General features: G+C 63.3%; 12 protein-coding genes. 4 read left to right on the top strand and 8 right to left on the bottom strand.

From position 1 onward, the window contains the following. Positions 1 to 39: 39 nt before the first annotated feature. From ASE60_RS24690 to ASE60_RS24680, 3 genes are read right to left on the bottom strand one after another with little or no spacing between them, the layout of a single operon-like run. Positions 40 to 1,080 carry an ABC transporter ATP-binding protein gene (locus ASE60_RS24690; protein WP_057253904.1) on the bottom strand — a complete coding sequence of 347 codons (1,041 nt, stop codon included), beginning with the start codon at positions 1,078 to 1,080 and terminating at the stop codon, positions 40 to 42. Beyond that, entirely contained in the window at positions 1,068 to 2,840 is a 1,773-nt protein-coding gene (locus tag ASE60_RS24685; protein ID WP_082616050.1) for an iron ABC transporter permease, read from the bottom strand. The genes ASE60_RS24690 and ASE60_RS24685 overlap by 13 nt, the downstream gene beginning before the upstream one ends. Positions 2,841 to 2,848: 8 nt before the next feature. Further along, on the bottom strand, positions 2,849 to 3,829 hold the full coding sequence (locus tag ASE60_RS24680) for an ABC transporter substrate-binding protein (protein WP_057253902.1): 981 nt from the start codon (positions 3,827 to 3,829) through the stop codon (positions 2,849 to 2,851). A 175-nt stretch (positions 3,830 to 4,004) separates the two neighbouring features. Here ASE60_RS24680 and ASE60_RS24675 point away from each other — a divergent pair, with 175 nt between their 5' ends. From ASE60_RS24675 to ASE60_RS24665, 3 genes are all read left to right on the top strand, one after another. Beyond that, positions 4,005 to 4,268, top strand: coding sequence for a hypothetical protein (locus ASE60_RS24675; protein ID WP_057253900.1), 264 nt, complete (start codon positions 4,005 to 4,007; stop codon positions 4,266 to 4,268). Positions 4,269 to 4,469: 201 nt separating this feature from the next. Beyond that, complete coding sequence (locus ASE60_RS24670; RefSeq protein ID WP_057253898.1) at positions 4,470 to 4,940, top strand: carboxymuconolactone decarboxylase family protein; 471 nt, start codon at positions 4,470 to 4,472, stop codon at positions 4,938 to 4,940. Then, positions 4,940 to 5,797: a sigma-70 family RNA polymerase sigma factor gene (locus ASE60_RS24665; protein ID WP_057253896.1), complete on the top strand. Its 858-nt coding sequence runs from the start codon at positions 4,940 to 4,942 to the stop codon at positions 5,795 to 5,797. Before ASE60_RS24670 ends, ASE60_RS24665 begins: the two co-directional genes overlap by 1 nt. Before the next feature lie 249 nt (positions 5,798 to 6,046). Here ASE60_RS24665 and ASE60_RS24660 read toward each other — a convergent pair whose 3' ends face one another. Together ASE60_RS24660 and ASE60_RS24655 are read right to left on the bottom strand one after the other, a co-directional pair. Beyond that, positions 6,047 to 7,213, bottom strand: a complete 1,167-nt coding sequence (locus ASE60_RS24660) for an IS481 family transposase (protein ID WP_057253894.1) — start codon at positions 7,211 to 7,213, stop codon at positions 6,047 to 6,049. A gap of 164 nt (positions 7,214 to 7,377) precedes the next feature. Continuing rightward, positions 7,378 to 7,800 (bottom strand): RidA family protein, encoded by a 423-nt coding sequence (locus ASE60_RS24655; protein WP_057253892.1) that lies wholly within the window; start codon positions 7,798 to 7,800, stop codon positions 7,378 to 7,380. Positions 7,801 to 7,968: 168 nt separating this feature from the next. On the opposite strand from ASE60_RS24655, the gene ASE60_RS24650 reads away from it, so the two are divergent. Continuing rightward, a complete protein-coding gene (locus ASE60_RS24650) occupies positions 7,969 to 8,559 on the top strand; it encodes a TetR/AcrR family transcriptional regulator (RefSeq protein ID WP_057253890.1) in 591 nt (196 codons plus the stop codon). Between the two features lie 24 nt (positions 8,560 to 8,583). On the opposite strand, the gene ASE60_RS24645 is transcribed toward ASE60_RS24650, so the two are convergent. The 3 genes from ASE60_RS24645 to ASE60_RS24635 form a co-directional block, all read right to left on the bottom strand. After that, positions 8,584 to 10,488 carry an adenylate/guanylate cyclase domain-containing protein gene (locus ASE60_RS24645; RefSeq protein WP_057253888.1) on the bottom strand — a complete coding sequence of 635 codons (1,905 nt, stop codon included), beginning with the start codon at positions 10,486 to 10,488 and terminating at the stop codon, positions 8,584 to 8,586. A 245-nt stretch (positions 10,489 to 10,733) separates the two neighbouring features. After that, the gene (locus tag ASE60_RS24640; protein WP_057253886.1) at positions 10,734 to 11,339 is read right to left on the bottom strand and encodes a nucleoside deaminase; all 606 of its coding nucleotides are present in this window, start codon (positions 11,337 to 11,339) and stop codon (positions 10,734 to 10,736) included. A gap of 364 nt (positions 11,340 to 11,703) precedes the next feature. Beyond that, entirely contained in the window at positions 11,704 to 13,215 is a 1,512-nt protein-coding gene (locus ASE60_RS24635) for a nucleobase:cation symporter-2 family protein (protein ID WP_113133629.1), read from the bottom strand. Positions 13,216 to 13,277: the final 62 nt, after the last annotated feature.

Raw genomic sequence — 13,277 nt, 5'->3', positions numbered from 1 at the left:
TCAAAGGTTGAACAGGCGCCGAGCAGCCCACTTCATTCTTCAAAGCCGCCACCCGCGGCTGATGACGAAGCGTGCTGTCTCGCCCGGCGTCGTCACCCTGTCGCAATACGCCTTCAGCGCCTGCCCGTCGGGCAGCGAAAGCGTCAGTGCAAAACGCTCACCCTCGAACACGCAGGAGATGACGCGAAACGCCATCCCCTCGCCGTCGAGGCTCACATGCTCCGGCCGCACCAGCACATCGCGGACTGCCTCATCGGCAGCGCCTGTCTTGCCCATGCCGCCAAGTGCGGTCCGCAGCGCCGGCCACTCCAGCGCCCTGGGCGCCCCCTCGGACAGCGGCAGCCTGAGCACCGAGCCGCGGCCAATCAGACCGCCGACGACGGCACCCTCAGGCCTCGCGTAAATCTCCGCCGGCGACGCCATCTGCATCAGCCGCCCCTCGGACATGACGGCGACATCGGTCGCGAGCGCCATCGCCTCGGCCTGGTCGTGGGTCACGTAGATCATCGTCGCGCCCGAGCGCTCGTGGAAGATGCGGAAGGTCTCCTCCATCGACTTGCGCAGATGCTGGTCGAGATTGGCGAGCGGCTCGTCGAGCAGCACCACATCCGGCGAGGTCACCAGGCAGCGGGCAAGCGCCACGCGCTGGCGCTGGCCGCCGGAAAGGGCCGCGGGCCGGCGATCAGCATAATCGGTGAGCTTCACCAGCGCCAGCGCCTCGCCGACGTTTCGTCGCCAGGCTTCACCGGAAATGCCGCGCACCTTCAGCGGATAGCCGACATTCTCGGCCACCGTCATATGCGGCCACAGCGCATAGGACTGAAACACCATCGCCATGTTGCGCCGTTCCGGCGGCAGCGCCCGCGATGCGTCGGAAAGCCGCCTTTCGCCGAAATCGATCGAGCCGTCGGTTGGTTGCTCGAAGCCGGCGATCATGCGCAGCACCGTGGTCTTGCCGCAGCCCGAGGGACCGAGCAGCGCCAGGAAGCCGCCTTCCCGCACGGTCAGCGAAACATCCGATACCGCCGGCCGCCCGCCGCCGAAATGTTTCGTGAGGTGATTGAGGATCAGTTGCGCCACGGCAGCACGCCCTCGGGAAGATATTTCGCAAGCGCCTCGAGCGCCGCCATCAACAGCACGACCATCACCACGACAAGCACCGAGAGCGCTGCGGCAAGATCGGACGAACCGCTGTCGTCGAGATTGAAGATGGCGACACCGAGCGTCTGGGTGCCGGCCGACCAGAGCAGTGCGGAGACCGTCAGTTCGTTGGCAGCGATGAGGAAGACGAGGATGATCGCAGCCCCGGCGGCGGGCGCCACCAGCGGCAGGATCACGTCACGCATGCGCCTGAGGAAGCCGGCACCCGAGAGACGCGCGGCCTCCTCGAGCGACGGATCCATCTGCAGAAAGGCGCTCATGACGGGTTTCAGGCTGACGGCCAGGAACGAGGAGAAATAGGCGATCAGGATGATCCAGATGGTGCCGTAGAGCGAGACGCTGAGGAGAGGCAACGGAGCCGCAAAGGTGAGAATGAAGGCGACAGCCAGCACGATGCCGGGCAGCGCATAGGGGATCTCGATAAGGATGCCGAGCGTATTGGCAAGCAAGCCCTTGCGCCGGGTCATCAGGTAGGCCGCGGGTACGGAGACCGCGAGCAGGCCAAGTGCTGCGGTGGTCGCAAGGAACGTCGAATTGCCAAGCGCCTTCAGCGTCATCGACTGGCGAAAGAGGATTTCTTCGTAAGCGCGCAATGACACGGTCTGAAGGTTGAGCGGCACGCCATAGGCCGGCACCATCGAGCTTGCGACAAGCGCAGCCAGCGGCGCCACCAGCACGAAGAACAGGATCGCGACCAGCGCCATCTCCACGACCAGGCGATAACGCCCGAGCGCGAAAGCGGCATTGGCGCCGGAGAGGCCGATGATGCGGTAGTCCTTCCCTGAGAGCGCCCGCTGCTGCAGGATCAGCCCGGCCGCGGCGATCACGGCGATGAGGCTCGAAAGCAGCGCGATCTCGCCGAAGGTGCCGGCACCGAAGCTTGCCAGCCTCGTGTAGATCAAGGTCGGCAGCACCTCGATCCCAGCGGGAATGCCGAGGATCGCCGGAATGCCGAAATTGCCCACACCCGAAACGAAGGCGATCGCCGCCCCGGCAATCAGCCCCGGCAGCGACAGCGGCGCGACGATATCGCGGAAAACGCGGAACGGCGTGGCACCGGCAAGCCGTGCCGCCTCCACTCCATCCCGCGGGGAAGCTGAAAGCCCGGCTTTCAGCGCCAAGAAGACCAGTGGTGCGTGCTGTACGCCGAGAAGCAGCGAGATGCCCGCGAGCGAATAGAGCGGCTGCGGGCTGCCGAGCGGCGGCGCGATCCCCAGCGTCTTCAGAAGCGGGCTCGCCGGCCCGGTCATCTCCACCCAGGCGAGTGCGGTCACCTGCGGCGGGATCATCATCGGCAGCATGAAGGCGAAGCTTAAGCTCTGCTTGCCGCGCACATCCGTCAGCGCCACGGCGAAGGCGAAGATAGCGCCGATAACGACGGAGACGATCATGCCGCCGGTCGCCGTTATCAGCGTGTTGCGGATCGCTGCAAAGGTCGCGGGTTCGGTGAGCACGCCGATCGACTGCCCGGAGACGAGCCCGGCAAAGCCGGCCTTGGCCAGGCTGATGAGCGGCAGCAGGCACAGCAGAAACAGGCAGGCGAAAACGAAGGGCACCAGCCAGCGCGGCTCGGCGGCGGGTCTGGCACCCACCCTCGCCTGCGGCACGTCCTGCGTCCGGCTTTGAAAGGGAAAGCGCAGCCAGCGGGGCCGGCTGCGCAGGTCATTGCGTTCAAGCATTCCCGATATCAGTTCGTGCCGAAGATGCCGGAGAAAGTCTTGAGGTCGGCGTCGGAGTTCTTCACCGCGTCGGCGGCGTTGACCGGCAACACCTTGATCGTCTCGCGGGCCGGATAGCCCTCGGGCAGCGCCACGCCGTTGCGGGCCGGGATGTAGCCCATCTTCACCGCCGTCTTCTGGCCCTCCTCGGAAAGCAGGAAGTCGACGAACTTCTTGGCGGCGTCGACGTTCTTGGCAGTCTTCAGGATGCCGACTGGTTCGGTCACAGCCGAAACGCCCTCGGCCGGGAAGACGAATTCCACCGGCGCGCCCTTGGCCTTTTCGCGGATCGCCATGAAATCGACGAGCATGCCATAGGCCTTCTCGCCGGTCGCAACCGCCTTCAGCACGCCGCCGTTGCCGCCAGCGGCCGTGGCACCATTTGCCGCGAGCGCCTTGTAATAGTCCCAGCCGAGACCATCGATGTTGGTCAGCGTCTGCGCATGGATCAGCGCCGCGCCCGAGGTCAGCGGGCTCGGCATGGTCACGAGGCCCTTGGCTTCCGGCTTTGTGAGATCCTGCCAGCCGGCAGGCTTCATCGCGGCCGCGGTGTTGTAGACGATGCCGGTCGTGATCATCTTGGTGGAGTAATAGGCGCCGTCGGCATCATAGAGCGAAGCATCGTAGTTGCCCGCTTCCGGCGACTTGTAGTCGGCCAGATGCCCGGCTTCCTTCAGCCGCTGCATCGTCACGGTGTCGGCGATCAAGAGCACGTCGGCGACCGGATTGCCGGCTTCGATCTCGGCCATCAGCTTCGCCATGATCTTCGTCGTGCCCTCGCGCACCCATTCGACCTCGATGCCCGGATTGGCCGCCTGGAACGCATCGACGGTCGCCTGCGCGTCCTCGTTCGGCTGGCTGGTATAGAGCACCAGGCTTTCGGCGTAGGCCGCGGTCGAAAGCAGGCCCGCGACGAGAGCGCCGGCAAGGACGGAAACAAAGGATTTCATGGATATACCCTCGTGTTGAAACTGGCGCCGAGGGATAGAGAGGACGTTTTACAGGGGTATGACAGACCAGAACCGCAAGCCCCCTGTCGCGCTCCCTTAGCGAGAGAACGCACGCTCCCTTGACAAGACGTGCAGACGGAGAAAGTTTGCACGGAATGCGAGTGGAGAAACTGCCATGGACACTTTTCTGAAAATTGCCGGAGCGGTGCTTATCGTCGTATCGCTGGCGGATGCGCTGCACGCAATCGTGCCGTCTTTCGGCTGGCTGGGCATTATTCTTGCCGTGCAGTCGGCATTGCCGACCGTCGGCGCAGGCATCGCGCTTGCGGCCTTCGGCTCGTTGCTCGGACAGCTCAAGAAAATTCGCCTCGCCGCCGAGCGCCAGGCCGATCTGTTTCAGTCCATATTGGAACGCCGCAGCCAACCTTCCGCCGAATAGGCGCTGCCGACCGTGTGGATCGCGGGTGGAAAGGGCGTGATCGGACGGGGAAGGATGCCGCCAGATGCGCCTTCAAATGTTGCATCAACCAAGCTACCGACGAGCCCGCCGCAAAAGATTCCGTAAAAAATTTCGCGCCGATGTCACACCGGCCGTAGCTCGCTCGTCATGGTATCGGAACCAACGAAAGGAAACGGAACCATGACTGCCAAGATCGACCTTTTCGCTGCCGCCCCCCAGCTGATGAAAAACTGGATGGGCACCTCCGTCGCCGTTGCCGCGAGCCTGGACCCGACCATCATCGAACTCGTCAAGATCCGCGCCTCGCAGATCAATGGCTGCGCCAACTGCATCAACATGCACACCCAGGAAGCGCGCGCCAAGGGCGAGACCGAGCAGCGCATCTACTTGCTTGCGGCCTGGCGCGAGGCGCCGTGCTATTCCGATCGCGAGCGCGCCGCGCTAGGCTGGACCGAAGCGCTGACGCGGCTTTCGGAAGGCCACACCCATGAACAGGCCTACGAAGCGCTGAAGGACCATTTCACCGAGGAGGAACAGGTGAAGCTCACGCTGATGATCAACGTCATCAATGGCTGGAACCGCCTGGCCGTCGGCTTTGGCCTCTGGGTCGATCCGGCAGAGGCAAAGGCCGCAGCCGAGAAGGCCGCCTGATGACGGGCACCCCCCAAGAGGACGCAGCGGCGGTTTTCGACCCGCTGCGTCCGAAGCTGATCCGCGTCGCCTACCGCATGCTCGGCTCGGTCGCCGATGCCGAGGACATGGTTCAGGAGGCCTTCATCCGCTGGATGGGGGCCGACCGTGCGGCTGTGCGCGAACCCGAAGCCTTCCTGCGCCGTACCGTGACCAGGCTCTGCCTCGACCAATTGAAATCCGCGCGGCTCAAGCGCGAAACCTATGTCGGCCCCTGGCTGCCCGACCCCGTGGTCGAGGAGGAGCCGGAGGATGACGTCACCCTGCCCCTGATGCTTGCGCTTGAACGGCTCTCCCCGCTGGAGCGCGCCGCCTTCCTGTTGCACGACGTCTTCGGCCTGAGTTTCGACGAAGTCGCAACGACGATCGACCGCGATGCCGCCGCCTGCCGCCAGCTCGCGGCCCGTGCCCGTACCCATGTGCGCGAGGAACGACCGCGCTTCCAGATCGAACAACAGCGTGGGCTCGAACTGGCCAATGCCTTCTTCGCGGCCTCCAGAAACGGCGACATGAAGACGCTCGGCGCGATGCTGGCGGCCGATGTCAGCGTCCATTCCGACGGCGGCGGCAAACGCCCGGCGGCGATGCGGCCAATCCTCGGCTTCGATGCCGTCATGAAGGTGCACCAGCAACTGGCCGCCCTCTTTGCCAAACACGGCTCAACCCTGGTGCGCACCGGCTTCATCAACGGTCTCCCCGGCTTCGTAACGAGGGAAGCCGACGGCGAGTTGCAGACGACCGCGCTTGAGATCGAGGACGGCAAGGTGGTGGCGATCTATGTGGTGCGCAACCCGGACAAGCTGGTGCATCTGCATTAGGCGTGGGCATTATCCGGCGTTACTGTTCCGGGCGGCACTAAGCCACCCGACAGACTGCTGACAAAACTATGTTTGATCATTGTAAGCTTGCGGGAGAAGCCGGTGCGTCAGCCAAAATCTCCGTCATTCCTGTGCTCGTCACAGGAATCTCTAGCAGTTCCAATGGAACTGCGGACCAGCCCAAGTCCTTGGGCTGAAAGGTCTTTTGACCCGACCGACGTCGGGCCGCTGGATCCCCGCCACAGGTGTTCAGTCCGGGGAGATAGCGGACACCTGTTCGGAGAGATGACTGACAGTTTTGGGTTTGGTCAAGTCGATGGTTGCGACCTTGTGTGAGGCGAAGAAGACGCCATAGGTGCCGTCCCGGGTCAGGGGGCGGATAGCGAGGCGTTCTCCGCAGAAGGCTCTTGGCACACGCCATAGCCTGCCCTTGAAGCTGACATAGGCCTTGGTGGTGGAGACGACGTCGCCGCTGTCGTAATGCGGGTCGAGGAGGCAGCCGGGCATGGCCCGTGCGCTCGGTCGGTAACGGCTGGCTGGCGGGTTCTGGCCCAGGGCTTCGTGGGGCCGTTGGTGATTGTAGATCTCACGCCAGCGATCGAAGGCGATCTGGGCCTGGCCCAGATCGCTGAAGCCGCGCAGATCGAGGACTTCGGCCTCCAGAGTTCGGTGGAAGCGTTCGATCTTGCCGCGGCTCTGGGGATGGTAGGGCCGGCTGTGCCACACCTCGACGCCGAGCTTGAGCAGCCAGACGCACAGGCGGGTCCACCGCTCGCCGCCCGGTTCGCCCCAGGGCTGGCCGTTATCGACGAAGAAGGCCTGGGGCAGGCCATAGCGCCGGAAGGTCCGCGTCAGCTCAGCCTTGACCGTCACGCCCTGCTGGTCGGCACACGCCCTCAGGCAGGGCGAGAAGCGGGAATGATCGTCGACGATGGTCAGGGGATGGCAACGCTCGCCTCCCGTCGGCTTGACCCAGCCCTTGAAGTCCATCTGCCAGAGCTGATTGGGTTCGGCTTTTTCGAAGCGTTGCCAGGCCTTGCCGGGACAAGTCGGGAAGCCATCGATCCGGCCGTGACGGCGCAATATCGCGTGGACGGTCGAGACCGCCGGCGGCTCCAGCCCGTCGCGCCGCAGGCAGGCGGCGATCTTGCGGGCGCCCCAGGCCGGATGAGCGTCGCGCACCGAAAGCGCCGCAGCTTCGATCCTCTCGCTGCAGCGGCCGGGACTGGCATGAGGACGACGCGACCGGTCCCCCAGATCGCCATCGCCTGCCGCCCATCGCGCCAGCCACTTGTAGCCAACATCCGCGCTGATGCCGAACCGACGGCAAAGCTCCCGCCGGTTCGCTCCTTCCATCATCGCCAGACGAACGAACTCGCGACGTTCTTCCATCGCCGACACCTCTCGCCAGGGCATGGACCGATCTCCTCAAGACCAAATCCAGCCGATGATGTGTCAGCTATCTCCCCGAACACCTGTCAGGTATCTCCCCGGACTGAACAACAGGGGCGAGGATGAGGGAGAATGGGACAACCCTCGCCAAAAAGCATTTCGGCTTTGTCAGCGGTCTACCGGCGGTGTCAGGCCGCCCGCTCGCGCCCAACTCCAGCACTCTCCGGAATCCGCGCAATCACCTTGATCTCGAAATCAAAGCCGGCAAGCCAGTTGACGCCGATGGCGGTCCAATTCGGATAGGGCTTTTCCGGGAAGATCCGGTTCTTGATTGTCATGATCGTCTCGAACTGGTTTTCCGGGTCGGTGTGGAAGGTGGTGACATCGACGATGTCGTCAAAGCTGCAGCCGGCCGCGGCGAGCGTTGCCTTGAGATTGTCGAAGGCGCGCTCGACCTGGCGGGCGAAATCCGGTTCGGGCGAGCCGTCCTCGCGGCTCCCCACCTGCCCGGACACGAACAGCAGATCCTGAGAGCGGATCGCGGCCGAATAGCCGTGGGCCTCGTAAAGCGCGTGCCTGTTTGCGGGAAAGATTGCGTCGCGTGAAGTCATCTGTCTGGTCCTTTGCTAAATCCAGGGCGCAGAAACGGGCGAGCGCTGCCCGATCCGGCAGAACTTCACAAAACCTGCTTCATTTGATATACGCCACGTATATGAACTAACCAAATACGGCGCGTATGTCAAATTCATATACGCATCGTATATGAATTTGAGGACAACATGGCCAGAACGCGCCAGGAAACGATGGAAGAAAACCGCGTGAAGCTGATAGCGGCGGGCCGAAAGGCCTTCGCCGAAAAGGGTTACGCCGCCGCTTCCATGGATGAGCTCACCGCCGATGTCGGCCTGACGCGCGGCGCGCTCTACCATAATTTCGGCGACAAACGCGGGCTGCTCGCCGCCGTCGTCAATGAGATCGACGGCGAAATGGCCGCGCGCGCCAAGGAGATCGGCGGCGCAAACGACGACGCCTGGCAGTCCATGCTTGCGGAAGGTGCCGCCTATATCGAGATGGCGCTCGACCCGGAGGTCCAGCGCATCGTGCTGCTCGACGGCCCCGCCGTGCTCGGCGACCCCTCGAAATGGCCGAGCCAGAACAGCTGCCTGGTGGCGACGAAGCGGTCGGTGGAGCAGCTGCTGGAGAAAGGCGTGCTGAAGCCGGTTGATCCGGAAGCCGCCGCAAGGCTCTTGAGCGGTGCCGCGCTCAACGCCGCCCTATGGGTCGCCGCCAGTGATGATCCGCAGGCCGTGCTGCCGAAGGCGATTGATGCTTTCCGCGCACTGGTCTCGGGCTTTCTGGCGGATCGATGAGGCAGGCGGCGCGATCCGCCGGCCCTACCCGCCGCGTTCCCCCACCAGTTCCCAAAGGTCGATCTTCGCAGCGCGTCCCTTGACCTGCACTAGCCCGATTTCGCGGAAAACAAAGCTGCGGGCGACCGCGTCGTGCACGGCGACGCTCACCAGGATCGACGTATTGAACTCCTTGTTCAACCCTTCGAGCCTGGAGGCGACGTTGATGGTGTCGCCCATGGCCGTGTATTGCTGGCGCGAGGCCGCCCCGATGCTGCCGACGACGGCCGGACCGGTGTGCAGACCGAAGCGTGTGAACAATTCGGGCCGGCCCGCCTGGCGGTTGGCAGCATTCAGGCCCTCGACCGCCGCCTTCATCGCCAGCGCGCAACGACAGCCGTGTTCGGCGTGCCTGATATCCTCGACGGGCGCATTCCACACGACGAAGATGGAATCGCCGAGATATTGCACCACGGTCCCGCCATGCTCTTCGGCGATGCCGTTCAGGAGCTCGAAATAGGCAGAGAGAATGTCGACCACATCCTCCGGCGAATGCTGCTCGGAAATGGTGGTGAAGTCGCGAATGTCGGTGAAGAGTGCCGTCACCTCCTGCCGCCTGCCCTTGACCACCGCCCCGCCCTGAGGGTCTATGATCCGCCGCACCACCTCGCGCGGCACGTAGAGCGCAAATTGCACGATGGCACGGCGGCTGGCAGCAAGCGCGCCCCCGAGCGTGTTGATCTCGGTGATCCACGAATGCGCCACGCCCTTGCCGGTGAAATTCAGATCGCCGATCCGGCGCGCCTCGTCGGCAAGCCGGTAAAGCTTCTGGCTGATCACCCGCGACAGCATCAGCGATCCGAACACGCCGGCCACCAGAAGGCCGGCGGCAATCAACAGGTTGCGCACCAGCAACCGGTTGGCCTGCGCCACGAGATCGTCGAGCGGCACGACGATTGCGACCGAGCTCCCCTTGAACAGGCCGTCAACGCTGACCGGCGCGACCTGCGCCAGATAGCTTTCGCCCTCAAGATCAATCTCGGCAAGGCCACCATTGGCATAGCGCGGATCCTTGCGCAGTCGCGCCACGGCCTCCACGCTCATGTCGAGGCTGCCCATGTCGACGGCGCGCCCGCCCGACCAGGTTCCCAAGATCCTGCCCATGATCGCCGGGTCGGAATGGGCGACGATCGTGTCGCCGTCGCCGATGATGAAGGACCGGGCGCGCGGCGAAATCTCCCGCGGATCGAGCAGCCGGCTGACGGTCTGCAGGTGAATGTTGACGCCAACCACGACCCGGTGGTCGCCCTTCATCGGCGCGGCCAAAGCGAGCGTCGGAACCCGGAGCGTTCCCGCGACGAAGGGCCCGACGGACACCGGCGCACCGCTTGAAACGGCGGCCTGATACCACGGACGTTGCCGTGGATCGAAGGATGTCGGCTCAAACCTCGGCTCTCCGATCGGCCTTGTCTCGCGGTCGAGAAACTGAAGGGTCGACTGAGCCTGCGAACCCTGCCTGGGCGTGATCGTCCGGATGGCGAAGTTCGCCTCCGCCGGCGCCGAAAGGCTCTGGCGGACATAGTCCCTCTCGGTGTTGATCACCTGCACGTAGGAACCGTCAGGATAACCGGCATAGATGCTCGTCGCGTTGGACACGCTTCGAAGCACCTCCAGGAAGAACTGCTGTTTTGCCTCAAGTTCCGCAGGCGGCGTGGGTATGAGCTGAGGTACCGCGGACGCCAGTCCGACGGCCTCATGTCCGCCTTCCAACGCATTCCTGTAGCCTTCGATCAGCCGAAAGCTCATCTCGCGCATGTGCTTGGCGCCGCCGAGAACGGCCGCCGCCCTGCCCTGGCTGAACGCCATCCAGATGATCGGCGTCGCCGTGCAGATGAGCAAGGCGACGACCAGAACGCTGAGGTGCACCCTGAGAGGCCTGGACCAGTTCACGCAACTCCCCCGAAACGTGACTTTATTTCGGCGAAACTATCACCTGCTCGGGCCGGCAGGAATGCGCAATCTTTCAAACAAATAGACCATTTCATTGAATCAACTGCATGTTTCCTTCGATCGTAGCCGATTGAAGGACACAAACATGCAGCACTTCAAAGCGCTACAGCGCCGCGCGTCTGATAGGACGCGCGGCGCTGCAGGAGACAATGAAATGGTCCGATGCGCAGGCCGTCTTTCAGGCCTCAGTTCAGCGGGATGGCGTTGCCGTCCTTGCTGTCCTGGTAGGTGGAGGAGAGTTCGTCGTACTTCGCGCGGATCGCGTCTGCGCGAGCCTTCAAATCCTTGCGCTGCGGCTCGGGCAGGCCGTCGATCAGCGCGTGGATCGACTGGCCCTTCCAAAACGCGTTCGTGCGGTTGTAGCCGCCGGGCTCCAGCGTGAAGACCTCCTTCAGGATTTTCAGGTCGTGCGGAATGGAGAAGCTGTCCCGGGAATCCTCGTGGCTGAAGAAGTAGTAGAAATTGTCGAAGCCCGCCCAGGTGATCGCCGACAGACACATCGAGCAGGGCTCATGCGTGGAGAGGAAGATGAGATCGCGGGAGTCCGGGCGCTCAGTACCCTCGATCTCGTAGAAGCGCTTCAGCGTGTGCACTTCGCCGTGCCAGAGCGGGTTTTCCGTTTCGTTGTTGGTCTCGACGAGCACGGTCGAAAGATCGGACTTGCGCATCAGTGCCGCGCCGAAGATCTTGTTGCCGGCAGCAACACCGGCTTCCGTTGCCGGGATGATGCCGCGCTCCATCGTGCCAAGCAGTGCATCGAGGAGTTGGTAGTTATCGGTCTGCTGTGTCATTCCCAGTGTCCTTTTGTTGGGTTTTGAGAGCAACGCCAGGAAAAACAGGAAACGGCTTCCTGCCCGGAATGGCGGGTTTCAAAGCAACTCCAGAAAAAGTGCGAAGCGGTTTTTCGTCCGGAGTTGCGTATTTCCGAGCAATCCCAAGAAAAGTGCGAAGCGGTTTTCCGTCCGGGATTGCGGGTCTCAGAGCAACTTCAGAAAAAGTGCGAAGCGGTTTTTCGTCCGGAGTTGCGTATTTCAGAGCAATCCCAGGAAAAGTGCGAAGCGGTTTTCCGTCCGGGATTGCGTGTTTCAAAACAATCCCAGGAAAAGTCTGAAGCGACTTCCGCCCGGGATTGCGTGTTCCAAAGATCGGGCCGGCTCAGTGCGCCTCCGCCGCAATCAGCGGCACTTCCGCGCCCTTGGCATCGTAGAGCTTGCCGTTGAGGAAGTAGTCGCCGTCATGCAGACGGGCGATGTCCTGGTAGCGGATCGTGCGCTCCGTTGCCGCGGCGAAGACCGACTGCTGATCGGAATTGCCTGCCGTGAAGTGGTTGAACAAGAGGTTGAGCAGGATCGCCATCACGGCGGCCGACGAGATGCCCGAATGGAAGATCGTCGCGACCCAGGCCGGGAAATGCTCGTAGAAGCCGGGGGCCGCAATCGGGATCATGCCGAAGCCGATCGAGGTGGCGACGATCACCAGGTTCATGTTGTTGTTGTACTCGACCTTGGACAGCGTACGGATGCCGCTAGCCGCGACCGTGCCGAAGAGCACGAGGCCGGCGCCGCCGAGAACGGAGGTCGGGACGGAAGCAACGACGCGCCCCATGATCGGCAAAAGGCCGAGCGTCACCAGGAACATTCCGCCCGTTGCCACCACATAGCGGCTCTTGACGCCGGTGACCGCCACGAGGCCGACATTCTGGGCAAAAGCGCTCTGGGTGAAGGAGCCGACGACAGGTGCCAGGATGCTCGACAGCATGTCGGCGCGCAGGCCGTCGCCGAGCCGGCGCGAATCCACCTTGGTCTCGACGATCTCGCCGACGGCGAGAATATCCGCCGAAGTTTCGACCAGCGTCACGATGATGACGATCAGCATGGAGATGATCGCCGCCAGTTCGAAGGTCGGATAACCGAAGTGGAAAATCTTCGGCAGCGCGAAGACCGGGCCGTTTGCCACCTGCGAAAAGTCGGTCATGCCGGCGACGTAGGCGATGCCCGTGCCGATCACGATCGAAAGCAGGATCGAAAGCCTGGAAATCGAAGCACTGCCGAGCTTGCTGAGCAGCAAGACGATGACGAGCGTCACCGCCGCAAGCTGAATGTTGGCGGTGCTGCCAAAGTCCGGCGCCGCCTTGTTGCCGCCCATGGCCCAGAACGCTGCCACCGGCATCAGCGTAAGGCCGATGGTGGTGATGACGATGCCGGTAACGAGCGGCGGAAAGAAGCGCGTGACGCGCGAGAATATCGGCGTGATCAGAAGACCGATCAGCGAGGCCGCGATGACGGCGCCGAGAATGGCCGGAATGCCGCCATTGCCTGAAATCGCGATCATCGTCGCGACGCCCGAGAACGAAACGCCCTGCACCAACGGCAGGCGGCTGCCGAAGAAAGGCAAGCCGATCGTCTGCAGGATAGTTGCGAGACCGCCAGCAAAGAGCGATGCGGTGACGAGCAGGCCGACATCGGCGGAATTCAAGCCCGCCGCCTGGCCAAGGATCAAGGGGACGGCAACGATGCCGCCATACATGGTCAAAACGTGCTGCAGACCATAGGCGAGGTTGGCGCCGATGCTCAGCCGTTCGTCTTCGGGATTCTGGGCCGGATTCTGGGCCAGATTCTGGGTACGCGTAGTGTCCTCTGAAATGCTTGCCAAGGGTCTCTCCTCCATCCCTTTGCGACGCGTCCCGTCTCCAGCGGGACAAGGCAAAGGCTACTGAAGGAGGGCAAATC

Origin of the sequence: Ensifer sp. Root278 (assembly GCF_001429285.1) — a bacterium.
In the GTDB taxonomy this organism is placed as follows: domain Bacteria; phylum Pseudomonadota; class Alphaproteobacteria; order Rhizobiales; family Rhizobiaceae; genus Ensifer.
Note: the sequence above shows the minus strand (reverse complement) of the source record. Positions and strands in the feature narration are given on the sequence as shown.

Bases quoted from the DNA above. Each gene is read 5' to 3' on its own strand.
- ASE60_RS24685 (WP_082616050.1), bottom strand. From the start codon at position 2,840: ATGCTTGAACGCAATGACCTGCGCAGCCGGCCCCGCTGGCTGCGCTTT.
- ASE60_RS24680 (WP_057253902.1), bottom strand. From the start codon at position 3,829: ATGAAATCCTTTGTTTCCGTCCTTGCCGGCGCTCTCGTCGCGGGCCTG.
- ASE60_RS24675 (WP_057253900.1), top strand. From the start codon at position 4,005: ATGGACACTTTTCTGAAAATTGCCGGAGCGGTGCTTATCGTCGTATCG.
- ASE60_RS24670 (WP_057253898.1), top strand. From the start codon at position 4,470: ATGACTGCCAAGATCGACCTTTTCGCTGCCGCCCCCCAGCTGATGAAA.
- ASE60_RS24665 (WP_057253896.1), top strand. From the start codon at position 4,940: ATGACGGGCACCCCCCAAGAGGACGCAGCGGCGGTTTTCGACCCGCTG.
- ASE60_RS24660 (WP_057253894.1), bottom strand. From the start codon at position 7,213: ATGCCCTGGCGAGAGGTGTCGGCGATGGAAGAACGTCGCGAGTTCGTT.
- ASE60_RS24655 (WP_057253892.1), bottom strand. From the start codon at position 7,800: ATGACTTCACGCGACGCAATCTTTCCCGCAAACAGGCACGCGCTTTAC.
- ASE60_RS24650 (WP_057253890.1), top strand. From the start codon at position 7,969: ATGGCCAGAACGCGCCAGGAAACGATGGAAGAAAACCGCGTGAAGCTG.
- ASE60_RS24640 (WP_057253886.1), bottom strand. From the start codon at position 11,339: ATGACACAGCAGACCGATAACTACCAACTCCTCGATGCACTGCTTGGC.
- ASE60_RS24635 (WP_113133629.1), bottom strand. From the start codon at position 13,215: ATGGAGGAGAGACCCTTGGCAAGCATTTCAGAGGACACTACGCGTACC.